This window comes from Xanthomonas sp. BRIP62415 (assembly GCF_003993515.1).
Classification (GTDB): Bacteria; Pseudomonadota; Gammaproteobacteria; order Xanthomonadales; family Xanthomonadaceae; genus Xanthomonas; species Xanthomonas euroxanthea.
In genome coordinates this window covers 305,207-328,603 of sequence record NZ_QEZH01000018.1, presented here as the reverse complement: position 1 = coordinate 328,603, position 23,397 = coordinate 305,207, and the positions used below count along the sequence as shown (strand labels likewise).

24 protein-coding genes are annotated in these 23,397 nt (G+C 64.4%); 12 read left to right on the top strand and 12 right to left on the bottom strand.

Features of this window, described 5'->3' with window-relative positions:
• Window positions 1-712: 712 nt before the first annotated feature.
• From rimI to pssA, 3 genes are read right to left on the bottom strand one after another with little or no spacing between them, the layout of a single operon-like run.
• Window positions 713-1,195 (bottom strand): ribosomal protein S18-alanine N-acetyltransferase, encoded by a 483-nt coding sequence (rimI, locus tag EO141_RS07325; RefSeq protein ID WP_164739103.1) that lies wholly within the window; start codon window positions 1,193-1,195, stop codon window positions 713-715.
• Window positions 1,192-1,650, bottom strand: a complete 459-nt coding sequence (locus tag EO141_RS07320; protein WP_127168844.1) for an alanine acetyltransferase — start codon at window positions 1,648-1,650, stop codon at window positions 1,192-1,194. Before EO141_RS07320 ends, rimI begins: the two co-directional genes overlap by 4 nt.
• Before the next feature lie 10 nt (window positions 1,651-1,660).
• A complete protein-coding gene (gene pssA, locus EO141_RS07315; protein ID WP_104583307.1) occupies window positions 1,661-2,434 on the bottom strand; it encodes a CDP-diacylglycerol--serine O-phosphatidyltransferase in 774 nt (257 codons plus the stop codon).
• 119 nt (window positions 2,435-2,553) lie between these two features.
• Between pssA and EO141_RS07310 the strand changes: the two genes are divergently transcribed.
• The 3 genes from EO141_RS07310 to EO141_RS07300 all read left to right on the top strand — a co-directional run bounded on the left by EO141_RS07310 (window position 2,554) and on the right by EO141_RS07300 (window position 5,361).
• Window positions 2,554-2,955 carry a DUF4124 domain-containing protein gene (locus tag EO141_RS07310; protein ID WP_104583306.1) on the top strand — a complete coding sequence of 134 codons (402 nt, stop codon included), beginning with the start codon at window positions 2,554-2,556 and terminating at the stop codon, window positions 2,953-2,955.
• Window positions 2,956-3,069: 114 nt separating this feature from the next.
• Entirely contained in the window at window positions 3,070-4,764 is a 1,695-nt protein-coding gene (locus EO141_RS07305; RefSeq protein ID WP_104583305.1) for a proline--tRNA ligase, read from the top strand.
• A gap of 144 nt (window positions 4,765-4,908) precedes the next feature.
• On the top strand, window positions 4,909-5,361 hold the full coding sequence (locus EO141_RS07300; protein WP_104583304.1) for an H-NS family nucleoid-associated regulatory protein: 453 nt from the start codon (window positions 4,909-4,911) through the stop codon (window positions 5,359-5,361).
• Window positions 5,362-5,417: 56 nt separating this feature from the next.
• Here the strand turns inward: EO141_RS07300 and EO141_RS07295 are convergent, their stop codons facing one another.
• Complete coding sequence (locus EO141_RS07295; RefSeq protein WP_104583303.1) at window positions 5,418-6,677, bottom strand: threonine/serine exporter family protein; 1,260 nt, start codon at window positions 6,675-6,677, stop codon at window positions 5,418-5,420.
• A 49-nt stretch (window positions 6,678-6,726) separates the two neighbouring features.
• On the opposite strand from EO141_RS07295, the gene EO141_RS07290 reads away from it, so the two are divergent.
• The 4 genes from EO141_RS07290 to EO141_RS07275 all read left to right on the top strand — a co-directional run bounded on the left by EO141_RS07290 (window position 6,727) and on the right by EO141_RS07275 (window position 10,472).
• Complete coding sequence (locus EO141_RS07290) at window positions 6,727-7,956, top strand: ABC transporter permease (RefSeq protein ID WP_180496775.1); 1,230 nt, start codon at window positions 6,727-6,729, stop codon at window positions 7,954-7,956.
• 85 nt (window positions 7,957-8,041) lie between these two features.
• Complete coding sequence (locus EO141_RS07285; protein WP_104649397.1) at window positions 8,042-8,884, top strand: ABC transporter ATP-binding protein; 843 nt, start codon at window positions 8,042-8,044, stop codon at window positions 8,882-8,884.
• A gap of 2 nt (window positions 8,885-8,886) precedes the next feature.
• Window positions 8,887-9,813 (top strand): MlaD family protein, encoded by a 927-nt coding sequence (locus EO141_RS07280; RefSeq protein WP_011035876.1) that lies wholly within the window; start codon window positions 8,887-8,889, stop codon window positions 9,811-9,813.
• A complete protein-coding gene (locus EO141_RS07275; protein ID WP_127168843.1) occupies window positions 9,810-10,472 on the top strand; it encodes an ABC-type transport auxiliary lipoprotein family protein in 663 nt (220 codons plus the stop codon). The genes EO141_RS07280 and EO141_RS07275 overlap by 4 nt, the downstream gene beginning before the upstream one ends.
• On the opposite strand, the gene EO141_RS07270 is transcribed toward EO141_RS07275, so the two are convergent.
• On the bottom strand, window positions 10,469-11,068 hold the full coding sequence (locus EO141_RS07270; protein ID WP_126970901.1) for an alpha-ketoglutarate-dependent dioxygenase AlkB: 600 nt from the start codon (window positions 11,066-11,068) through the stop codon (window positions 10,469-10,471). The two genes, EO141_RS07275 and EO141_RS07270, sit on opposite strands and share 4 nt — an antisense overlap.
• A gap of 126 nt (window positions 11,069-11,194) precedes the next feature.
• Between EO141_RS07270 and EO141_RS07265 the strand changes: the two genes are divergently transcribed.
• Window positions 11,195-12,844, top strand: coding sequence for an electron transfer flavoprotein-ubiquinone oxidoreductase (locus tag EO141_RS07265; RefSeq protein WP_104583298.1), 1,650 nt, complete (start codon window positions 11,195-11,197; stop codon window positions 12,842-12,844).
• A gap of 55 nt (window positions 12,845-12,899) precedes the next feature.
• On the opposite strand, the gene EO141_RS07260 is transcribed toward EO141_RS07265, so the two are convergent.
• The 3 genes from EO141_RS07260 to EO141_RS07250 all read right to left on the bottom strand — a co-directional run bounded on the left by EO141_RS07260 (window position 12,900) and on the right by EO141_RS07250 (window position 14,900).
• Window positions 12,900-13,436: a hypothetical protein gene (locus tag EO141_RS07260; protein WP_127168842.1), complete on the bottom strand. Its 537-nt coding sequence runs from the start codon at window positions 13,434-13,436 to the stop codon at window positions 12,900-12,902.
• Window positions 13,437-13,509: 73 nt separating this feature from the next.
• Window positions 13,510-14,169 carry a CoA transferase subunit B gene (locus EO141_RS07255; RefSeq protein ID WP_127168841.1) on the bottom strand — a complete coding sequence of 220 codons (660 nt, stop codon included), beginning with the start codon at window positions 14,167-14,169 and terminating at the stop codon, window positions 13,510-13,512.
• Window positions 14,169-14,900, bottom strand: coding sequence for a CoA transferase subunit A (locus EO141_RS07250; RefSeq protein ID WP_127168840.1), 732 nt, complete (start codon window positions 14,898-14,900; stop codon window positions 14,169-14,171). The genes EO141_RS07255 and EO141_RS07250 overlap by 1 nt, the downstream gene beginning before the upstream one ends.
• Before the next feature lie 135 nt (window positions 14,901-15,035).
• Here EO141_RS07250 and EO141_RS07245 point away from each other — a divergent pair, with 135 nt between their 5' ends.
• Both EO141_RS07245 and EO141_RS07240 read left to right on the top strand, forming a co-directional pair.
• Window positions 15,036-16,382: a phosphomannomutase gene (locus tag EO141_RS07245; protein ID WP_104583295.1), complete on the top strand. Its 1,347-nt coding sequence runs from the start codon at window positions 15,036-15,038 to the stop codon at window positions 16,380-16,382.
• Window positions 16,383-16,426: 44 nt separating this feature from the next.
• Window positions 16,427-17,830, top strand: a complete 1,404-nt coding sequence (locus EO141_RS07240) for a mannose-1-phosphate guanylyltransferase/mannose-6-phosphate isomerase (RefSeq protein WP_104535074.1) — start codon at window positions 16,427-16,429, stop codon at window positions 17,828-17,830.
• 115 nt (window positions 17,831-17,945) lie between these two features.
• Here the strand turns inward: EO141_RS07240 and rfbD are convergent, their stop codons facing one another.
• The 4 genes from rfbD to rfbB are packed head-to-tail and all read right to left on the bottom strand — an operon-like array spanning window position 17,946 to window position 21,388.
• Window positions 17,946-18,854, bottom strand: coding sequence for a dTDP-4-dehydrorhamnose reductase (gene rfbD, locus EO141_RS07235; protein ID WP_127168839.1), 909 nt, complete (start codon window positions 18,852-18,854; stop codon window positions 17,946-17,948).
• Window positions 18,851-19,408 carry a dTDP-4-dehydrorhamnose 3,5-epimerase gene (rfbC, locus tag EO141_RS07230; RefSeq protein WP_127168838.1) on the bottom strand — a complete coding sequence of 186 codons (558 nt, stop codon included), beginning with the start codon at window positions 19,406-19,408 and terminating at the stop codon, window positions 18,851-18,853. Before rfbC ends, rfbD begins: the two co-directional genes overlap by 4 nt.
• Window positions 19,405-20,292 (bottom strand): glucose-1-phosphate thymidylyltransferase RfbA, encoded by an 888-nt coding sequence (gene rfbA, locus EO141_RS07225; protein ID WP_127168837.1) that lies wholly within the window; start codon window positions 20,290-20,292, stop codon window positions 19,405-19,407. The genes rfbC and rfbA overlap by 4 nt, the downstream gene beginning before the upstream one ends.
• Window positions 20,293-20,335: 43 nt before the next feature.
• Complete coding sequence (rfbB, locus tag EO141_RS07220) at window positions 20,336-21,388, bottom strand: dTDP-glucose 4,6-dehydratase (protein WP_127168836.1); 1,053 nt, start codon at window positions 21,386-21,388, stop codon at window positions 20,336-20,338.
• 230 nt (window positions 21,389-21,618) lie between these two features.
• On the opposite strand from rfbB, the gene EO141_RS07215 reads away from it, so the two are divergent.
• The gene (locus EO141_RS07215) at window positions 21,619-22,365 is read left to right on the top strand and encodes an electron transfer flavoprotein subunit beta/FixA family protein (RefSeq protein WP_104583290.1); all 747 of its coding nucleotides are present in this window, start codon (window positions 21,619-21,621) and stop codon (window positions 22,363-22,365) included.
• Window positions 22,365-23,309, top strand: coding sequence for an electron transfer flavoprotein subunit alpha/FixB family protein (locus EO141_RS07210; RefSeq protein ID WP_127168835.1), 945 nt, complete (start codon window positions 22,365-22,367; stop codon window positions 23,307-23,309). Before EO141_RS07215 ends, EO141_RS07210 begins: the two co-directional genes overlap by 1 nt.
• The last annotated feature ends 88 nt before the right edge of the window (window positions 23,310-23,397 follow it).

The window sequence follows — 23,397 nt, the reverse complement described above, 5'->3', positions numbered from 1 at the left end:
AATGTTCAGTTCCGCGACGCCGATACTAGGAGCATCGCAATGGCTTGTATCTAGCCGATGTATCGATGTGCACGCGCAGTCACGCAAACGGTTGCGGGACATCCAGGAGAAGACAAAACGCTGTAATCAAGACACGCGGAGACAGGCATGAGGACACTGCAGCGCAGCATGCTCTGCATCGCAACGCAGACCGACACAGCTCCAGCACGGTGTGCCGCCGCCATCACATGCATGCGTGTTTTTTTTCGGCGCGCACGGCAATTGCACTGCGATGCATCGCTATCGCAATGCGCCTGGCACATGGACACAGTCGATTGGCGCTGCTGGAAACCACGGGTGGCACGTGGCGGCATGATCACCGTCGCGGTTGCAGGTGCGCCCTGCCGGATGGCGCCGCGCAGACGACACCTCGGGCGATGCAAATGGGAAAAACATTCACCCTGTTGCGATCGATTGCAGCGATGCGCAACAGCTCGGCGCACAGCGGGTGCGTTGCCTGATGACCTGATCGTGGTGCATCACCACAACGCCGCTTCAGTGGCGAAACAGCAAGGCGCCGGCACGGTCGCCTGGCGGCTACGCAGGAGCCGGGGTGGTGTCTCGGGTCGTGACGCGTGCCTCACCGATGCAACCGCGCGACGCGTATCAGGTGCGTCGGGGCAGAACCAGCCGGACGCGGGAGAACGCTTCCATCAGCCTCGGCCGATGAGGCTCAGGAGAACCCTTCGAAGGACAACTCGATTGCCATCACCAGCGCATCTTCGCGGCCGGTATTGGAGGGGTAGTAGCGTGGGCGCCGCCCGATCTCATTGAAGCCCTCGGAGTGATACAGCGCAATCGCCGACGGATTGGACGGGCGTACTTCCAGAAACGCGCGCCGCGCGCCGCGATCGCAGGCACCCTTGATCAGCGCGCGCAACAGCACGCGGCCATGCCCGCGGGATTGCGCCTCCGGTGCGATGCAGACATTGAGCACGTGCGCCTCGTCGGCAGCGATGCTGATCACTCCGTAGCCAATGACCTGCCCGCCCTGCTCCATCACCCAGCCCGGATAGCCGGCCTGCAGGCAGTCGCGAAAGATGCTGCGCGTCCACGGGAACGGATAGGCCCGATGTTCGATTTCCATCACCACATCCAGATCGCTCTCGCGCATGGCGCGCAGCGAGGTGGGCAGCGGCGCGTTCAAGGCGCTCATGCCGGGTTCCGACGCCGCCGCAGCGCGCGCAGTTGCGGCCACAGCGCGCGCTTGGCGGCCGGGTTGCCGCGCAGCTCGGCCAGCGGCCAGGACGCCATCAAGGCTTGCGTATTCGGATCGCCGGGGTTGCAGCCGGAGGCGCGCAGCAACGCCATCTGCAGGCGATCGGGCATGCCGACCCGGCTGCGCCGCGGCGGCGCTGCCGGCGGCGCAGTCGTGACCGCATCCGGCGCGTGGGCCGGCGCCACCGGTGCGCTGCGGCGGACCGCTGGCGCCGGCATTGGTGGCGTGCGCTCCACGCGCGGCGGTGCAGCCGCCGGCGCGCGCTCCATCGTCTCCTCAGGCACCGCCGCCGCGTCCACGGTGTCGCGATCCAGATACACGGTGTGTCCCAACGCCTGCAGATACGACACCTGCAGATCGGACCACATCGGCTCGGAGGCCAATTGACTCATGGCATCTGGCTCATGGCAGCTCGGGCGTGCGCCGCCAGCGCCGCCACAGCCACATCACCGGCCCGGACAGTGCATACAGCACGCCGATCACCAGCAGCGAACGGGCCAGATCGATCACCAGCAGCGCGATCACCACCGTGGCGATCGCCAGCGCCAGGAACGGCACACGGTCGGCACGCGGACCACGCGCGCCGCCCTTGAAACTCCAGAACCGGATCCGGCTGACCATCAGCAAGGCCGATACCACCGTGACCGCCAGCGCCAGGTAACGCAGCTGCTCGCCATCGAAGCCCAGGCTGTCGTCGGCAAACGCCCAGACGAAGGACATCATCAAGCCGGCGGCCGCCGGGCTGGCCAGGCCGATGAACCAGCGCTTGTCGACCACCCCCACTTGCGTGTTGAAGCGCGCCAGGCGCAGCGCCGCGCAGGCCGCATACAGAAACGCGGCCGACCAGCCGACCCGGCCCATCACGTTGCTGTCGTACTTCAGCGCCGACAGCGACCAGTGATACATCACCAGCGCCGGGGCCATGCCGAAGCTGACCAGATCGGCCAGCGAGTCGTACTGCACGCCGAACTCGCTGCTGGTATTGGTCAGGCGCGCGACCCGGCCGTCCAGCCCGTCCATCACCGCGGCCACGAACACCGCCATGGCGGCCTGGACGAATTGCCCGTTGGCGGCGGCGATGATGGCGTAGAAACCGGAAAACAGCCCGGCGGTGGTGAACAGGTTCGGCAGCAGGTAGATCGTGCGCGAGCGCGGGGGCGGTCTCATCTCATCCATCCGGCAAGTGTAGGGCCTGAGGTCCATCCGGCGGTAGCGCGCCGGCGTCTTGCAGCCTCACTTGCCAGCGCCGGCCGCGGATGCTGCAATCGCCGCGGGAATCATCCAGGGGAAGCCACATGCACCTGTCGTCCGGGCTTTGCGCCCTGTTGATGCTGGTCAGCGCCGCCGCCGGCGCGACCGATCTGTACAAATGGAAGGACGCCAAGGGCGTCACCCACTACACCGAAACCCCGCCACCGTCCGGCCAGCGCTACGAAGCGCGCCGGATCGATGCACGCAGCGGCACCGCCGCCATCGCCGCGCCGGACACCACCACGCCCGAATCGGCCGACTGCCTGACCGCACGCCGCAACCTGGAGCTGCTCAGCGGCAAGGGCGAGGTCACCATGGGCGCCGGCGCCGATGGCAAGCCCGGCACCCCGCTGGACCCGGATGCCCGCGCGGCGCAACGCAACCTCGCCGAAGCGGCCGCCAAGGCCTATTGCAAGCCGGCAGCGAGCGGCACTCCGGCCTCCTGAGCCGGCCCGGGAGCGAGCACCTACCGGCCCATGCGTCCGGCCGATCGGCCGGCGCCACTGACCGGCAGGGCGCGAGACTGGCAAACTATGGGCTTTCCGCCCAAGCGAAGCCCGATGCGTCTTTCCCAGTTCCACCTGCACACCACCAAGGAAACCCCGGCCGACGCCGAGTTGGTCAGCCACCGTCTGATGCTGCGCGCGGGCATGATCCGCAAGCTGGCCTCCGGGCTGTACACCTGGTCGCCACTGGGTCTGCGCGTGCTGCGCAAGGTCGAGGCCATCGTGCGCGAGGAAATGAACCGCGCCGGGGCGGTGGAAGTGCTGTTCCCCACCATCCAGCCGCGCGAACTGTGGGATGCCACCGGTCGTTGGGAAAAGTTCGGCGGGCAGTTGCTCAAGATCAAGGATCGCAAGGAGCAGGAGTTCTGCTACAGCCCGACCGCCGAAGAGGCCGCGGCCGAATTCGCGCGCCAGGAAATCAACAGCTACAAGCAGTTGCCGCTGAACTTCTTCCAGATCCAGACCAAGTTCCGCGATGAGATCCGTCCACGCTTCGGCGTGATGCGCGCGCGCGAATTCCTGATGAAGGACGCCTACTCCTTCCATCTCACCGATGCCGACATGGCGCGCGAATACGACAACATGCGCGCGGCCTACACCCGAATCTTCACCCGGCTGGGGCTGGAATTCCGCGCCGTGCAGGCCGACTCCGGCGCGATCGGCGGCGATGCCTCGCAGGAATTCCACGTCATTGCCGCTTCCGGGGAAGACTCGCTGGCATTCTCCACCGGCTCCGATTACGCCGCCAACGTGGAAACCGCCAGCGCCGCCCTGCCCGCCCCGCGCGCCGAGGCTGGCGAGGCGATGCGCCAGGTCGCAACGCCCACCCAGAAGACCTGCGAAGACGTCGCCCGGTTGCTGGGCATCACGCTGCAGCGCACGGTCAAGTCGGTGGCGGTGATGACCGAGGCCGGCTTCGTGCTGGTGCTGGTGCGCGGCGATCACGCCGTCAACGAGATCAAGCTCGGCAAGGTCGCCGGCCTGGCCGGCTACCGCCTGGCCAACGAGACCGAGATCCGCGACCACCTCGGCTGCGAGCCGGGCTTCCTGGGCCCGGTGAACACCGCCCGCCCGGTGCGCGTGGTGGCCGACCGCGATGTCGCGGCGATGGCCGATTTCGTGGTCGGTGCCAACGTGCCCGGCGAACACCTGGCAGGGGTCAACTGGGGCCGCGACCTGCCCGAACCTGACACCGTTGCCGATGTGCGCAACGTCATCGACGGCGAACGCGCGGCCGATGGCGGCGAACTGCGTCTGGCGCGCGGAATCGAGGTGGGCCATGTGTTCCAGCTCGGCGACCAGTATGCGCAGGCACTGCAGGCCACCGTGATCGACGAGAACGGCAAGCCCGCGGTGATGAAGATGGGCTGCTACGGCATCGGCATTTCGCGCATCGTGGCTGCGGCGATCGAGCAGAACCATGACGATGCCGGCATTGTCTGGCCCGCACCGATGGCACCGTGGCAGGTGGCGATCTGCATCATCAACCCCAAGCAGGATGCACAGGTGGTTGCCGCCGCCCAGGCATTGCTGGACGAATTGATCGCCGCGGGGATCGACGCGGTGCTGGACGATCGCGGCCTGCGCCCGGGCGCCATGTTTGCCGATATGGAACTGCTGGGCATTCCGCATCGGGTGGTGGTCTCCGAACGCGGATTGGCCGCCGGCACATTTGAATATCGTGCCCGCACTGCAGAGGCAGCAGAAAACCTGGATAAGGCCGGGTTATTCTCCCGCCTGGGTTGTTGATCAAATCAGCCGAAACTACTTGGATTGGATGAACACAAGGCGCCGAATTATTTCGGCGCATTTGTCACCCGGGTTTTCTGACATTATGATGGCAAGCGCTGCCACGGACCGGCATTCTTTTCTCTCTCATCCTCCGGAGTAGTGATGTCGATCGATCTTAGCGGCCTGTCGGCCAAGCAGTTGGGTGCCCTGATCAAAAACGCGAAGAAGCAGCAGACCGTGGTTGCCAAGCGTGCTCCGATTGCCAAGGTCCGCACGCAACTGACCCGCGCGGCAAAAGCCCAGGGTTATTCCATCGAAGAATTGTTTGGCACCAGCGCCGGCCCGGGTCGTCCTGCTGCCGCTGCCAAGCCGGGGCCGCGCGCCGGCCGCAAGCTGGGCAAGGTTCCGCCCAAGTATCGCAACCCCGCCAATCCCCAGGAAGCCTGGACCGGCCGCGGCAAGCAGCCGCGCTGGCTGGCCGAACTGACCGCCGCCGGCAAGAAAGTCGAAGACTTTCTGATCAGCAAGGTCAGCACCAAGAAGACTCCGGCCAAGAAGGCCGCCCCGCGCAAGGCCGCCACCAAGCGCGCGCCCAAGAAGTCCAAGGCCGCCTGATTCACAGCAATAAAAACCCCGGCATTGCCGGGGTTTTTATTGCGCGTTTTTATCTGTCATAAATTCTTGCGGGCCGGAATCAACAGATTGCCGAACAGCAATCCGGCCATCAAGGCCATCACGATATTGGTCACCGCCAATAGTGCGGCCTGCCCGACACTGACATCCTGTTGCTGTACCAGGGTCAGAAAGCCACGCAAGCTGACACTGCCCGGAACCAGCATGATGATGCCGGGCAAACGGATCAATGCACCGGGTTTTTGCACCACCCGCCCGAACAGATTACCGGCGGCGGTCAATGCCATCGCCGATGCAAAGACACCGGCCGGACCACCCCAGGCATGTCCGGCATAACGCGCAATGACATACCCGGACATGGCCGCTGCCATGATCCATAAATAATCGCGCCGATTGGCCTTGAACAACACCGCAAATGCATAAGCGGCCACCAGCAGCGAGGCCCATTCCACCCAGCTGGCCTGCGGGCGCAATGCAGCCACCTGCGGATGCAGGCCGACCACCTGGGTCAGCGTCACCGCGATCACCGCACCGACGGTGAGCTTGAGCACCGTGGTCACCGCACCGGCCAGCCGCGCCGTGCCCGAGACCCAGTGCTGGCTGGCCAGCTCGTTGAAGGCATTGGTCAACGACATGCCGGGCAGCAGCACCACCAGCGAGGCGATGATCACCGTATTGAGGTTCAACGGCCCGAGCAACGACGCCACCACGGCGGCCACGACCCCGGCCAACAGCCCGGCCAGCGCCTCGCCGGCCTCCTTGGTCGCCGGCCGCTTGTCGGTGTACTGGGTCAGCAGGCCGATCGACATGCCGATCGCGCCGGCGGTGGCGATGTCCAGCCAGGGCAGTTTCCACAGCCCTGCCACGCCGGCGGCGGCCAGCCCGAATGCCAGCACCTGCATGGTCTTGCCGCGCCGATCGACCTCGCGGTCCAGCCGCCGCAGCGCGGTGTGGCCCTGCGCGATGCTCATGCGCCCGTTGGCCACGCTGTCGGCCACGTAATCGGCCACGCTGAGCTTGTACAGGTCATTCTCGCCCGGGGCCAGCCGGATCACCCGGGTGATGTCGCTGGAGCCGATGGCCTTGGTCGGATCGCTGAAGCTCAAGATGATCCCGGTGGGATTGGACCAGGGCTCGCAGTCCAGGCCCAGCTTCTGCGACAGTCCGACCACGGCGGCCTCCAGGCGCTGCGCGGTGGTGCCGTAGGAATGCAGGCGTCCGGCGATTTCCGAAACAAAGGCGACGCGCTGGGCATAGGTGGCGCTGGCGGACGGTTGGACGACGGTGGCAGCGGACATGCGTGGCGGGTCGGATCGGAGAAACGCCGTCTGGCGAGGCCGCCAGTGTATGCCGCAGCGCCCCTGGCCGGCGTGCCGATCGTCTGTGCCGGGACCACAAGTGCGAAGCGTCCCCATCATTCGCTCACGCCGGGCGCGGTATGCTGGCGCCACGGACAGGCCACCCATGATCAAACCGCAACCTCCCCGCATCGACCAAGACTCGCAGGATCAGACCCAGCTCCGCCTCGCCGGCAGTTGGGTGCTGGCAACCGCCCTGTCCCAGGCAGAACAGCTGCAGGCCGTGCCCGACGGGGTGCGCCGCATCGACGCGCGCGGCATCGGCCAACTGGATTCGGCCGGCGTGCTGCAGTTGCTGCGCTTCGCCGGCCGCATGGGCCTGAAGGAAGATGCGATCGATTTCCGCGATGAGCACCAGGCCCTGGTGTGCACCATCGAGGAACTCAACGACGAACGCCCCAAGCCCAAACGCGACTACGGCTTTGTCGCCGCGCTGGACCGTCTGGGCCGCACCACCCATGGCGTCGGCCAGGGCATCCTGGAACTGAACAGTTTTCTAGGCGAGAACCTGGTCAAGATCGGGCGGCTGATCCACGAGCCGCGCCGCTTCCGCCTGACCGCCACCGTGCACCACATGGAGCAGGTCGGCCTGGACGCGGTGCCGCTGGTGGTGCTGCTGTCGTATCTGGTTGGCGCGGTGATCGCGTTCCTGGGCTCGACCATCCTGCGCGACTTCGGCGCGGAAATTTATGTGGTGGAGCTGGTGTCCATCGCCTTCCTGCGCGAGTTCGCGGTGCTGCTGACCGCCATCGTGCTGGCCGGGCGCACTGCCAGCGCCTTCACCGCGCAGATCGGTGCGATGAAATCACGCGAGGAAGTGGACGCGATCCGCACCCTGGGCCTGGACCCGATCGACCTGCTGGTGATCCCACGCCTGCTCGCGCTGATCTTCACCCTGCCGCTGCTGACCTTCATCGCGATGATCGCCGGTCTGGCCGGCGGCGTCACCGTGGGCGCGTTCGACCTGGACATTCCGCCGCAGATGTATCTGGCGCGCATGCACGACACCATCCAGTTGCGGCATTTCCTGGTCGGGCTGTCCAAGGCGCCGCTGTTTGCGCTGGTGATCGGCCTGATCGGCTGCCTGGAAGGCCTGAAGGTCAGCGGCACCGCGCAATCGGTGGGCGAGCGCACCACCTCCTCGGTAGTGCAGACGATTTCCTTGGTCATCATCCTCGACGCGGTCGCCGCGCTGTGGTTCATGAAGATGGGGTGGTGATGAGGACGGGATTCGACATTCGGGATTGGGGATTCGTGCAGGGCGCGAGCGCAGCTGGTGCCCTGACTTTCGGGAGAGCTGTGCTGTGACCCATCCCGAATCCCCACTCCCCAATCCCGGCACAGAGGCCGAGGCCGACGACGACCAGCTGGCGATTTCCGTGCGCGGGCTGACCAACCGTTTCGGCAGCCAGGTCGTGCACGAGGACCTGGATCTGGACGTGCGTCGCGGCGAGATCCTGGGCGTGGTCGGCGGCTCGGGCACCGGCAAGTCGGTGCTGATGCGCAGCATCCTGGGCCTGCGCGAGCCGGATGCCGGCAGCATCCAGGTATTGGGGGCGGATGCGCGCTCGGGCCGCTTCGCCGACCGCCAGCACATCACCCGCAATACCGGCGTGCTGTTCCAGGACGGCGCGCTGTTCTCGTCGATGACCGTCGGCGAAAACGTGCAGGTGCCGCTGAAGGAGCATCACGGCGAGTTTCCGGAGCGCTGGTATTTCGAGCTGGCGCTGCTGAAGATCAAGCTGGCCGGCCTGCCGGCCGATGCGCTGGACAAACTGCCCTCGCAGCTGTCCGGCGGCATGCGCAAGCGCGCCGGCCTGGCGCGGGCGCTGGCGCTGGATCCGCCGCTGCTGTTCCTGGACGAGCCCACTGCCGGGCTGGACCCGATCGGCGCGGCCGCCTTCGACCGCCTGATCCGCACCTTGCAGCAGGCATTGGGCCTGACCGTGTTCCTGATTACCCATGACCTGGATACGCTGTACGCCATCTGCGACCGCATCGCGGTGCTGGCCGATCACAAGGTGATTGCCAACGCGCCGCTGGCCGAGATCGAACAGGTCGACCACCCCTGGATCCAGGAATACTTCCACGGTCCGCGCGCCCGCGCCGCGCGCGCGGCCAAGACCGACTCCACCGAGACCGCCTGAGCATGGAAACCAAAGCCAATTACGTCCTGATCGGCGCCTTCACCATCGTGGCAGGCCTGGCCCTGCTGCTGTTCGGGCTATGGGCCGCAAAGTATTCCTCCGACCGCACCTGGCAGCAGTACCGGGTGGTGTTCCGTGAGGCGGTGACCGGCCTGTCGGTCGGCAGCCCGGTGCAGTACAACGGCATCGCGGTCGGCTCGATCACCGAGCTGACGCTGGCGCCGAACGACCCGCGCCAGGTGGTCGCGCACGTGCGGGTGAACTCCACCACGCCGATCAAGAGCGATACCCGCGCCAAGCTGGCCATCACCAGCCTGACCGGCCCGTCGATCATCCAGCTCTCCGGCGGCACGCCAGAGGCACCGTCGCTGACCACCATCGACAAGAGCGACGCGCCGATCATCCAGACCACGCCGTCGGCGCTGCAGAACATCACCGACACCGCCAACCGCATCGTCGAGCGCATGGACCAGATGCTCTCGGACAAGAACGTGGCCAGCATCACTGCCACCTTGCAGAACCTGGAAAAGATCAGCGGCGGCATCGCCGATCGCGACGAAGGCATGCAGGCGCTGATCGTCAGCGCGCGCGATGCCGCACGCAATCTGGACACCACCCTGACCACCACCAACGGCACCATCAAGCGGCTGGACCAGAACCTGGTGCAGCAGCTGCCGGGCATCCTGGAGAAGCTCGATGCCACCCTGGTAAAGCTGGATTCGGCTGCCGGCAACGCCGACAACATCCTTGGCGAGAACCGCGCGGCCATCAACAGCTTTGCCAATGACGGGCTGGGCCAGCTCGGGCCCACGCTGACCGAATTGCGCGGCCTGATCCGCGACCTGCGCCGGGTCAGCGACAAACTGGACAACAACCCTGCGCGCTACCTGCTCGGCCGCGACGCACCCAAGGAGTTCGAACCGAAATGACTGCCATGCGCCTGTTGCGTCCCGTGTTGTGCGTCTCCCTGCTGGCGCTGGGCGGCTGCTCGCTGCTGACCGGCGGCGACCAGAAGCCGGCCACCATCTACGCGCCGACCGTGCGGGTGACGCCCAATCCGTCCTGGCCGCAGGTGGCCTGGCAACTGGCGGTGGCCAAGCCGAGCGCGGCGCGCATCATCGACAGCCCGCGCATCAACGTGCGCCCGACCCCGAGCGAATTGCAGGTCTACCACGGCGCAGGCTGGGCGCAGCCGGCCACCGATATGCTGGAAGACAGCGTGGTGCGCGCATTCGAGGACTCCGGCAAGATCGCCGCAGTCGCCCGCATCGGCACCGGCATCCGCTCCGACTACAAGCTGGCGATCGACCTGCGCCGCTTCGAGTCCGATTACGCCGGCCAGGCGCTACCCTCGGCCACCATCGAGCTCAATGCCAAGCTGCTGCACGCCGCCGACCAGCGCGTGGTGGCCTCGCGCACCTTCCTGGTGGCACGCCCGTCCAGCGGCACCGACACGGCGGCAGTGGCAGCGGCATTCGAACAGGCGATGACGCAGGTCACCACCGAACTGGTCGGCTGGACCCTGCTCAATGGCCAGCAGGATAGCCAGCGAGTGCCGCGTCCGCTGTCACCGCGACAGCCGGACTAGCGCTTGGGGCCCCGCGCATCAATCTTGCGAAACGTCAGATTGATGCGCTCGCCGACCGGTTTTGCGGTGCGCGGCAACGCATGCTTGTAGTGGCGCTGGGTATCGCCTCCCATCAGCAGCAAATCGCCGTGCCCCAGTTCCAGCGCCTGCTTCAACGCCGCATCCTCGCGATGCCTGAAGGCAAAGCGCCGCGTCGCGCCCAGGCTCAGCGAAGCGATCAACGGCTGCGCGCCCAACTCCGGCTCGTCGTCGCTGTGCCAGCCCATCGCATCGTTGCCGCTGCGGTAACGGTTGGCCAGCACGCTGTTGAATGGCGCCCCGGTCTCGGCCTGCAGGCGCGCGCGTAGAGGCTGCAATACCTCCAGCCACGGCTGCGGCGCGAACTGCGTGCCCGAGTAGCGGTAGCTGGCGTCCGCATCGCCGATCCAACTGCTCAGACGCGGCGAATCCACCGTCCGCCCGAACATGCGGATGCGATGCACCTCCCACTGCACCTGCGTCAGCAGCGCCTGCAGCAGCGCATCGGCCTGCGCGCGCGGCAACCAGCCACGGCACCAGGCGATCTCTGCATGCGGCAAGGCAACCCGAATCTTCATGCTTCAAACGCTAGCACGCTCCCGCTGCGTGAGGCTGGGCGGTACGGATGAATCGATCCGATTTGCCGCCGTCACATCGAATCCCGGAAAATGCGCGGTAGCCATCGAGCCAACGGGAGCGGAGCAATGTCGGAAGCAGGAGTCGGCGCAAGTGCGCCAGAGACGGTCGAGCGCGACGTGATGGAGTACGACGTCGTCACCGTCGGCGCCGGCCCGGCCGGGCTGGCTTTTGCGATCCGGCTCAAGCAGCTGGATCCGGCCATCAGCGTCTGCGTGATCGAAAAATCCAGCACCATCGGTGCGCATATCCTGTCCGGCGCGGTGATCGAGCCGGGCCCGCTGGATGCCTTGCTGCCGGGCTGGCGCGACAACCCGCCGCCGATCTGCGTGGCCGCCACCGACGACGAGTTCTGGTTCCTCGGCAAGGACAGCGCGCGCAAGTTCCCGGTGGTGCCGCCGGGCATGCGCAACCACGGCAACTTCATCGTCAGCCTGGGCGCAATGTGCGCCTGGCTGGCGCCGCAGGCCGAAGCATTGGGCGTGGAGATCTATCCGGGCTTTGCCGCTGCCGAAACGCTGCACGACGCCAACGACCAGGTCATCGGCGTACGTATCGGCGACATGGGCGTGGCCAAGGATGGGTCGCACAAGCCCGGTTACACCGCCGGCATCGACATCCGTGCCAAGGTCACCGTGCTGGCCGAAGGCGCACGCGGGCACCTCACCAAGCGCCTGCTCAAGCGCTTCGACCTCACCGCCGACGCCGACCCGCAGGGCTATTCGATCGGCATCAAGGAACTGTGGCAGGTACCGGAGGGGCGCGTCAGTCCCGGCAAGATCGTGCATACGCTGGGCTGGCCGGCCGACAACCGCACCTACGGCGGCAGCTTCCTGTATCACCTGGACAATAACCAGATCGCGCTTGGTTATGTGAGCGGGCTGGACTACAGCGACCCGCAATACCAGCCATGGGAAGCCTTCCAGCAATGGAAAAACCACGCGCTGATCAAGCCGTTGCTGGAAGGCGGCAGCATCCTCTCGGCCGGCGCGCGCGCCATCGTCACCGGCGGCTGGCAGTCGCTGCCGAAGGTGGAAATGCCGGGCGCCCTGTTGATCGGCGACACTGCCGGCCTGCTCAACGTGCCCAAGATCAAGGGCACCCACCAGGCGATCCGCAGCGGCATGCTGGCCGCCGAACATCTGGTGCAATCGCAGCTGGCGCCGCAAGGCTTCGACGCCAAGTTGCGCGCCTCCGATGCGATGGCCGAGCTCAAGCAGGTGCGCAACATCAAGCCGGGCTTCAAGAAGGGCCTGTGGTTCGGCCTGCTCAACGCCGCCTGGGAAACTGCGCTCAAGGGCGCCTCACCATGGACACTGAAGAACAAGCCCGACTGGTCGGCATTGCACAAGATCGGCGAGTACGAGCAACCCACGCGCCACTACGGCACGCGCGAGCTCGCTCCGCGCGACCGGCTGCAGGCGGTGTACTTCGCTGCCACCGAGCACGACGAAGACCAGCCCGTGCATCTGAAGGTACTCGACACCGACGTGTGCGCTACCCGCTGCGTACAGGAATACGACAATCCCTGCACCCGCTTCTGCCCGGCCAACGTCTACGAAATGGTCGCAGACGCCGGCAGCCCGTCCGGCAAGCGCCTGCAGATCAACGCCGCCAACTGCGTGCACTGCAAGACCTGTGACATCAAGGACCCGTACGAGATCATCACCTGGGTCACGCCGGAGGGTGGTTCGGGCCCGAACTACCAGAATCTATAAATAAAAAAGGCGCTCATCTGGCGCCTTTTTATTTAGACCCGATAATCTTTACAGATTATTTAACAGGGTCAAGCTCCAGCGTTGGCTGCCCAAAATCAGAAAACCAGCTAACACCTTCTTGTACCACATCCACCTTAAGCTTACGTCCATCCAAGCGCGACTCTAGTGGAAACTGCACAGTAACGGAAGCTGCATTACCTGGCGCAATATCGGGCAAGGGCGTACGCGAAAAATCTCTTACCATCCCTTCTGCACTCCCGTCAGGGCCAAGAATCTGAACCCCTAGATTCACAGGCGGATTGCTAGCCCCGGAAAGTGCTGCAACACCATGGTTTTCCACTTTCACCACGAAACTGACAGACCCAGAGGCTGTATCAACCTTAGGCTGAGACTCAAGCGTTAGCTTTACACCAACTTGATCTGCTGTAAGTTTTTTAATTTCCTGAACACCAATAGGCGTTGCAGGTTCAGAAGAGGCTGGGGTAGCAGTCGAGTCTTTAGAAACCTCAGGTGCATTTGACTCATTTTTACTGCATGCAACTGTCATCATCGTCATCGCGATAGACAGCATAAATATATATGAGCGTTTCATCATTTGACCTAGGAGTAGTTAAGTAAAATTCTCGTGAAGAATTCACCAAGCAAATTGGTGCTACTGGTCCATACTACACTGCTAACGCCCGCTTGAATTGATCTCCTGTACGATATTCGACGCCCGTTTTCTCTCGAAGGTCAAGCTCACTTACCCCGTCCGCCGCCTCCACCAACACCAGCCCGCCATCGGTGACGTCGAATACGGCCAGATCAGTGATGATGCGATCGACCACGCCAACGCCGGTCAATGGCAGGTCGCATTCGGGCAGGATCTTGTGGCTGCCGTCCTTGGCGACATGTTCCATCAGCACCACCACGCGCTTGACGCCAGCCACCAGGTCCATTGCGCCACCCATGCCCTTGACCATCTTGCCGGGCACCATCCAGTTGGCCAGGTCGCCGCGGTCGGTGACCTGCATCGCCCCGAGAATCGCCAGATCGATGTGCCCGCCGCGGATCATCGCAAACGAGTCGTGGCTGCCGAAATAACTGGCACCGGCACGCGCAGTCACCGTCTGCTTGCCGGCATTGATCAGGTCCGCATCCACCTCGTCCTCGGTGGGAAACGGGCCGATGCCGAGCAGGCCGTTTTCCGATTGCAGCCACACGTCCATGCCATCGGGAATGTGATTGGCCACCAGCGTCGGCAGGCCGATGCCCAGGTTGACGTAGGCGCCATCGGTCAATTCGCGCGCCGCACGTGCGGCCATCTGCTCCCTGGTCCAGGCCATCAGTGCTGTCCTTCGCGCACGGTGCGCTGTTCAATGCGTTTTTCCGGCGTGGCGTTGAGCACCAGCCGGTCGACATAGATGCCGGGCAGATGCACCTGGTCCGGATTGATCGCGCCCACCTCGACGATCTCCTCGACCTCGGCAACGCAGACGCGACCGGCCATGGCACAGGCCGGGTTGAAGTTGCGCGCGGTCTTGCGGAACACCAGATTGCCGGCCGTGTCCGCACGCCAGGCCTTGACCAGCGCGACATCGGCCTGCAGCGCGGTTTCCATCACGTACTGTTTGCCGTCGAATTCGCGGGTTTCCTTGCCCTGGGCCACGATGGTGCCGTAGCCGGTTGCGGTGTAGAACGCGGGGATTCCCGCACCGCCCGCGCGCAGACGCTCGGCCAGCGTGCCTTGCGGGTTGAACTCCAGCTCGAGTTCGCCGGCCAGATACTGCCGCTCGAATTCCTTGTTTTCGCCCACGTAGGACGAAATCATCTTGCGGATCTGCCGGGTGGCCAATAATTGGCCCAGCCCGAATCCATCGACGCCGGCGTTGTTGGAAATCACGGTCAGCCCGCCGACCCCGCTCTCGCGCACCGCTGCAATCAGCGCCTCCGGAATTCCGCACAGGCCAAAGCCGCCGACCGCCAGGGTCTGGCCATCGGCCAGCACCCCATCCAGCGCCGCCCCGGCATCGGCATAGCGTTTGCCGCTTGCCGCACCACGCCCACCATTGCTCATCACCGCCCTCGCCTCGCTGATGTGAAGCGGCCATTCTAGCCGCTGACTGTTCCCTGTCCCCGATCGCAATTCCGCCACACCCAAGACACGGCGCAGCCGCTAAACTCGGGATTTCCCCCACCCCAGGAATTGCCCATGACGCTACCCGCCTTCAAGGCCTACGACATTCGCGGCCGCGTGCCGGATGAACTCAACGAGGACTTGGCGCGCCGCATCGGCGTGGCATTGGCGGCGCAGCTGGAGCAAGGGCCGGTGGTCCTGGGCCACGACGTGCGCCTAGCCAGCCCCGGCCTGCAGGAAGCGCTCTCGGCCGGCCTGCGCGCCAGCGGCCGCGAAGTGATCGACATCGGCCTGTGCGGCACCGAGGAGGTCTATTTCCAGACCGATCACCTCAAGGCAGCCGGCGGCGTGATGGTCACCGCCAGCCATAACCCGATGGACTACAACGGCATGAAGCTGGTGCGCGAGCAGGCGCGGCCGATCAGTTCCGACACCGGCCTGTTCGCGATTCGCGACACCGTCGCTGCCGACACCGCCGCCCCCGGCGAGCCCACGGCAAGCGAGCACAGCCGCACCGACAAGACCGCATATCTGGAGCACCTGCTCAGCTACGTGGACCGCAGCACGCTCAAGCCGCTCAAGTTGGTGGTCAACGCCGGCAACGGCGGCGCCGGCCTGATCGTCGACCTGCTTGCACCGCAGCTGCCGTTCGAGTTCGTCCGCGTCTTCCACGAGCCCGATGGCAACTTCCCCAATGGCATTCCCAACCCGTTGTTGCCGGAAAACCGCGACGCCACGGCCAGGGCGGTCAAGGAACACGGCGCCGATTTCGGTATCGCCTGGGATGGTGACTTCGATCGCTGCTTCTTCTTCGATCACACCGGCCGCTTCATCGAGGGCTATTACCTGGTCGGCCTGCTGGCGCAGGCGATCCTGGCCAAGCAGCCCGGCGGCAAGGTCGTGCACGACCCGCGCCTGACCTGGAACACCGTCGAGATGGTCGAGGACGCCGGCGGCATTCCGGTGCTGTGCAAGAGCGGCCATGCCTTCATCAAGGAAAAGATGCGCAGCGAAAATGCCGTCTATGGCGGCGAGATGAGCGCGCACCATTATTTCCGTGAGTTCGCCTATGCCGACTCCGGCATGATTCCGTGGCTGTTGATCGCCGAGCTGGTGTCGCAGTCGGGTCGTTCGCTGGCGGATCTGGTCGAAGCGCGCATGCAGAAATTCCCCTGCAGCGGCGAGATCAACTTCAAGGTGGACGATGCCAAGGCGGCGGTTGCCCGCGTGATGGAGCACTACGGCGACCAGTCGCCGGAACTGGACTACACCGACGGCATCAGTGCCGATTTCGGCCAATGGCGCTTCAACCTGCGCAGCTCCAATACCGAGCCGCTGCTGCGTCTGAACGTGGAAACGCGCGGCGACGCCGCACTGCTGGAAACGCGTACGCAGGAAATTTCCAACCTGCTGCGCGGCTGATTTAACATCGTCCCCCACTTTGACGCATTGGAGTTTCCCCGCTCATGAGCGATGTCCTTCCGATTATCCTGTCCGGCGGTTCCGGCACGCGCCTTTGGCCGTTGTCGCGCGAATCCTATCCCAAGCAGTTCCTGCCGCTGGTCGGCGAGCACAGCATGCTGCAGGCCACCTGGTTGCGTTCTGCTCCGGTGGCGGCACACGCCCCCATCGTGGTGGCCAACGAAGAGCATCGCTTCATGGCCGCCGAGCAGTTGCAGCAGCTGGGCGTGAAGCCGTCGGCCATCCTGCTCGAGCCCAAGGGACGCAATACTGCCCCGGCAATTGCCGTCGCTGCGCTGGAAGCCACCCGTAACGGTGGTGATCCGCTGCTGCTGGTGCTTCCTTCGGACCACGTCATTCGTGACGAGGCTGCTTTCCAGGCGGCAGTCACCGTCGCAGCCGCCGCCGCAGAGCAGGGCAAGCTGGTCACCTTCGGCATCAAGCCGACCGCGCCTGAAACCGGTTATGGCTACATCAAGGCCGGTGCCGGCACCGGCGCCACTGCGGTCGAGCGCTTCGTCGAAAAGCCCGACCTGGCCACCGCGCAGGGGTATCTGGCCAGCGGCGAGTATTACTGGAACAGCGGCATGTTCCTGTTCCGTGCCTCGCGCTACCTGGAAGAACTGCGCAAGTTCCAGCCGGCCATTGCCGATGCCTGCCAGAAGGCGTGGGAAGGCGGCAAGCGCGATGCCGACTTCACCCGTCTGGACAAGGACGCGTTCGCCTCCAGCCCATCGGATTCGATCGACTATGCGGTGATGGAAAAGACTGCCGATGCAGTGGTGGTGCCGCTGGATGCCGGCTGGAACGATGTCGGTTCGTGGTCGTCGCTGCTGGACGTCTCCGAACAGGACGGCCAGGGCAATGCACACCACGGCGATGTCATCCAGCTGGACTGCAAGAACACCTATGCGTATGGCTCGCGCCTGATCGCCATGGTCGGCCTGGAAGACGTGGTTGTGGTGGAAACGCCAGACGCCGTTCTGGTCGGTCACCGCGATCGCATCCAGGAAGTGAAGGATGTGGTCGGCCGGATCAAGGCCGACGGTCGCTCCGAGGCGACCTGGCATCGCAAGGTCTATCGTCCGTGGGGTGCTTACGATTCGATCGACATGGGTCACCGTCACCAGGTCAAGCGCATCACCGTCAAGCCCGGTGCCGTGCTCAGCCTGCAGATGCATCACCACCGCGCTGAACACTGGATCGTCGTCAGCGGCACCGCAGAAGTCACGCGTGGCGAAGAGGTGCTGTTGCTCACCGAGAACCAGAGTACCTATATTCCGCTTGGCGTGACCCATCGCCTGCGCAATCCGGGCAAATTGCCGCTGGAACTGATCGAAGTGCAGTCCGGCAGCTATCTGGGCGAAGACGACATCGTGCGTTTCGAAGATACCTACGGGCGTACCTGATCGGTCGCTTTCGGGATTCTGCAGTACATAAGCAAACAGCCGGGGATTCCCGGCTGTTTGCGTTTGCGGCTTGAATGCGTCGGCGGAAATATCGCCACCGGCCAGAGTCGCGTATCTAGTGCCTGGCAGCGGCGATTTCGGCAATCACGCGCTGCAGGCCGACTTGCCAGTCCGGCAACACGATGTCGAAATCGCGCTGCAGTTTGTCGATCGACAGCCGCGAGTATGCCGGCCGCTGTGCGGGCGTCGGGTAGTCGGCGGTCGTGATGGGCACCACACGCGGCGCGCGCGACAACAGGCCTGCGCTGACCGCCTCCTGGAAGATCGCCTCGGCAAAGCCATGCCAGCTGGTCTGCCCTGCTGCCGTGAGGTGCCATGTCCCCGAGGTGCCTGGTCTGCGTTGGCGCAGCAACTGCGCGGTGACATCGGCGATCAGGGCCGCGGGCGTGGGTGTTCCGACCTGGTCGGCCACCACCCGCAGCTCATCGCGCTCGGCACCGACACGCAACATGGTGCGCAGGAAATTCGCGCCATGCGAGGCATACACCCATGCCGTGCGCAGGATCAGATGCTGCGCGCCGGAAGCACGGATGGCCTGCTCACCCGCAAGCTTGGTCTCGCCATACATGCCCAGCGGCGAGGTCGGCGCGTCTTCCGGATACGGTTCTGTGCCCCGACCGTCGAAGACGTAGTCGGTCGAGTAGTGCACCAGCGGTACGTCACGGGATGCGCACCAGGCGGCGATGACGCCAGGCGAGGTTGCATTGACACGCAATGCGCTGGCGCGATCCTGCTCGGCGCGATCCACCGCGGTATAGGCGGCGGCATTGACCACATGCGACGGGGAAACCCGGTCCAGCAAGGCAGTTAGCGTTTGCGGTGCGTCCAAGTCCGCCGTCTCGCAGGCGCTGCCGTCAGGCAGCTGACCACTGCGTGTCGTTGCCTGCACCGAGCCATCGGCGGCCAATGCGCGCAACAGTTCCGCCCCCACCTGCCCGTTCGCACCAAACACCAACGTGGTCACGGCATATACACCGGCAGTCGGTCGGCTGGCACCTCATCCAGAAACGGCGCCTTGGCGTCCTTGGCCGACAGCAATGGATCGCTGATCGGCCAATCGATACCGATCGCCGCATCGTTCCAACGCACGCCTGCATCCGCTTCCTTGACGTACACGTCGGTGCAGAGATAGTTGAAGAAAGCTGTTTCAGAAAGTACAGCAAACCCGTGTGCGAAACCTTCTGGAACCCAGAACTGCCGGCGATTTTCACCACTAAGTATTACTGCCTCCCACTTTCCAAAAGTCGGCGAGCCGACGCGGATGTCCACTGCAACGTCGTAGACCTCACCTTCGAGCACGCTAATCAATTTCCCCTGAGGGCGAGGCCACTGGTAGTGCAACCCACGAATGACGCCCTTGCTTGAACATGAAACATTGCTCTGCACGAACTGCATATTCAAGCCATTTTGCTTGAAGCGCTCAGCATTCCATGCCTCAAAAAAAAATCCACGATCATCTGTATGAATCGCAGGCTCGATAACGCAGCAGCCATCCAGCCTTGTGGGTAGGATTTTCAAAGCTTGGCTCCTCGCCGCGCAAGCTCCTTCAGGTAGCGACCATAGTCATTTTTCAGCAATGGCGCAGCTAGCGACTCAAGCTGCGCAAGATCAATCCATCCCTGCCCGAACGCAATTTCCTCTGGGCAGCAAACCTGTAACCCCTGCCGTGCCTGGATGGTTTCGATGAAGTTGGACGCCTCATGCAATGATTGGTGCGTGCCGGTGTCCAGCCATGCGTAACCTCGCCCTAAGGCTTCCAGATGCAGGTCTCCTTCCTCAAGGTAACGTCGATTGAGATCGGTAATTTCCAATTCGCCACGTGGGGAAGGCTTCAGTCCAGCCGCATACTCTGCTGCCTTGCCGTCGTAGAAATACAAACCGGTGACCGCATAGTTGGATCGAGGCGAACTTGGTTTTTCTTCGATGCCGACAACTTTTCCATTGCCATCGAACTCGGCTACACCGTATCGCTCCGGGTCGTTGACCCAGTAACCAAACACGGTGGCTCCATCGCTGCGTGCGGCGGCACGACGCAGAATGTCCGTAAGTCCATGCCCATGGAAAATATTGTCTCCCAGCACGAGACAGCTTGGCTTGTTGTCGACGAAGTCGCGCCCGATCAAGTACGCCTGCGCAAGCCCGTCAGGGCTTTGCTGAACTGCATACGAGATTGACATTCCCCATTGAGATCCGTCACCTAACAACGATTTGAATAACGCCTGCTCGTGGGGAGTGTTGATGATCAGAACTTCGCGTATCCCAGCAAGCATCAAGACGCTCAGCGGGTAATAGATCATCGGCTTGTCGTACACCGGTAGTAGCTGTTTGCTGACACCCTTGGTGATTGGATACAGGCGGGTCCCGGAGCCGCCTGCCAGGATGATGCCTCGACGTTGGGTCATATGGTTCTCACTGATTTAGATGGCACGTTCATTGGTGAGTACCTTACAAGGCACCTAGGCGTTGCATCCGGTAGCTACCGTCCAGGACACCACGCACCCACTCTTGATTTTCCAGATACCACTTAACCGTTTTGCCGATTCCTTGCTCAAACGTGTACTTGGGCTCCCAACCCAGTTCGTCCTTCAATTTGGACGCATCAATTGCATAGCGACGATCGTGTCCGGGGCGATCGGTGACATGGGTGATCTGGCTTGCGCGTGGCTTGCCGTCCGCACGCGGGCGATGCTGATCCAGCAGCGCACAGATCGCCTGCACGACCTCGATGTTCTGGCGCTCGGAGTTGCCGCCCACGTTGTAGGTCTCGCCGACCTTGCCCTTGGCCAGCACGGTGCGGATCGCCTCGCAGTGGTCGCTGACGAACAACCAGTCGCGCACCTGCTTGCCATCGCCATACACCGGCAACGGCTCGCCGTCCAGCGCCTTGGCGATCACCAGCGGAATGAGCTTTTCCGGGAAATGGTAGGGGCCGTAGTTGTTCGAGCAGTTGGTGGTCAGCACCGGCAGCCCGTAGGTGTGGTGGAACGCGCGCACCAGGTGATCGGAGGCCGCCTTGGATGCTGAATACGGGGAATTGGGTGCATACGGCGTGGTTTCGGTGAACTTGCCGGTCTCGCCCAGCGTGCCATAGACCTCGTCGGTGGACACATGCAGGAACCGAAAGGCCTCGCGGCGCGCGTCCGGCAGCGCTTTCCAGTAATCGCGCACGGCCTCGAGCAAGGCCAGGGTGCCGACCACGTTGGTCTGGATGAACGCGCCGGGGCCTTCGATCGAGCGATCCACATGGCTTTCGGCAGCGAAGTTCAGCACCGCATCCGGTTGATGTTCCTGCAGCAGCCGGGTCACCAGCGCGCCGTCACCGATGTCGCCCTTGACGAAGACATGGTCGGCATTGCCCTCCAGCGACGCCAGCGTGTTCAGGTTCCCCGCATAGGTGAGCGCGTCGAGATTGATCACGCGGACCCCGCGCGCGACTGCCTCAAGAACAAAATTTCCGCCGATAAAGCCGGCCCCGCCGGTTACTAGCCAAGTCGCCACTGTCTACCCCTCCTGGTCGCGCGCGCGCGGCGCCGCATTTTCAAACCACACAGGATATACGGTCCGGGCAATACCGGGCCTAAGCATTGCCCGAACAACTGCGCGAAGCTGTTGCGCCGCAGCATCCATACGCCATCGCATGGTACTGCTTGCCCGGTTAGAATGGCCCCACTCCCGAGCCTGCCGCCGCGGCCGGGCCTTCCCGCAACAGCTGAAGGATCTCGTACACGATGAAAATCCTCGTCGCCTACAAGCGCGTGGTGGACTACAACGTCCGCATTCAGGTCAAGCCCGATGGCTCCGGTGTGGTCACCGACGGCGTCAAGCTCTCGCCGAACCCGTTCGACGAAATCGCCCTGGAAGAGGCGCTGCGCCTGCGCGACGCCGGCATCGCCACCGAGGTGGTGGTCGCCACCCTGGCGCCGGCCGATGCGGCCGCGCATCTGCGCAACGGGCTTGCCATGGGCGCCAACCGCGCCATCCACGTGGTCACCGACGCGGCGATCCAGCCGCTGACCGCCGCGCGCGCCCTGCTCAAGCTGGTCGAAAAGGAACAGCCGGACCTGGTCATCCTGGGCAAGCAGGCGATCGACGACGACGCCAACCAGACCGGTCAGATGCTCGCCACGTTGTGGGGGCGCCCACAGGCGACCTTCGCCGGCAAGCTGGTGGTCGCCGATGGCAAGGCCACGGTGACCCGCGAGGTGGACGCAGGCCTGGAAACGCTGGAAGTGGACCTGCCGGCGGTGATCACCACCGATCTACGCCTGAACGAGCCGCGCTTCATCAAGCTGCCGGACATCATGAAAGCCAAGAGCAAGCCGCTGGAAACGCTGGCCTTTGCCGATCTTGGCGTCGCTGCGCACGACAGCCTCAGCACCACCCACTATGCGCCGCCGTCCAAGCGTAGCCGCGGGGTGATGGTCAAGGATGCCGCCGAACTGGTGGCCGCACTCAAGCAGAAGGGGTTGCTGTAATGGCCAAGGTTCTCATCGTTGCCGAACATCTCAACGGCCAGCTCAACGCGGCCACCGCCAAGACCCTGAGCGCCGCGCTGGCCGTGTCGGCCGAGGCCATCGACGTCGTCGTGCTGGCGGCCGACCCAGCCGCGGTTGCGACCCAGGCCGCGCAGCTGGCGGGTGTTGCCCGCGTCCTGACGGTGGCAAACGCCGCCAACGAACATGCCATCGCGCAGGTGCTGGGGCCGCAGATCGCCCAGCTCGCCGGCCAGGGCTACACCCATGTGTTCGGCCCCTCGACCACCTTCGGCAAGGACCTGATGCCGGTGGTGGCCGCGCTGCTGGGCGTCAACCAGGTCTCGGACCTGATGGCAGTCGAAGATGCCTACACCTTCAAGCGCCCGATCTACGCCGGCAATGCGATCATCACGGTGAAGGCACCGGCCGACCAGGTCGTGGTCGCAACCGTGCGCAGCGCCTCCTGGCCGGAAGCGGCAGCCGGTGGCAGCGCAACGATCGAGTCCGTCGCTGTGGATGCCGCGCTGCCGACCCACACCCGCTTCATCGGGCTGGCCGCAGGCAGCTCCGACCGCCCCGACCTGCAGAGCGCCAAGCGCGTGGTCTCCGGCGGCCGCGGCGTCGGCTCGGCCGAGAACTTCCAGCACATCTACAGCCTGGCCGACAAGCTCGGCGCCGCCGTGGGCGCCTCGCGTGCCGCCGTGGACGCCGGCTATGTGCCCAACGAACTGCAGGTCGGCCAGACCGGCAAGATCATCGCCCCCGAGCTGTACGTGGCGATCGGCATCAGCGGGGCGATCCAGCATCTGACCGGCATCAAGGACGCCGGCACGATCGTGGCGATCAACAAGGACCCGGAGTCGCCGATCTTCGAGATTGCCGATATCGGGTTGGTGGGGGATTTGTTCACGCTGTTGCCGGAGCTGGAACAGGCGTTGAGCTGATACGGCGATGCGCGCCGCGTGGCCAATCGGCTGCGCGGCGCCGGTCAGGATCGCGGGGGGCGGCCGACAAACTGTCCGCCACAACAGC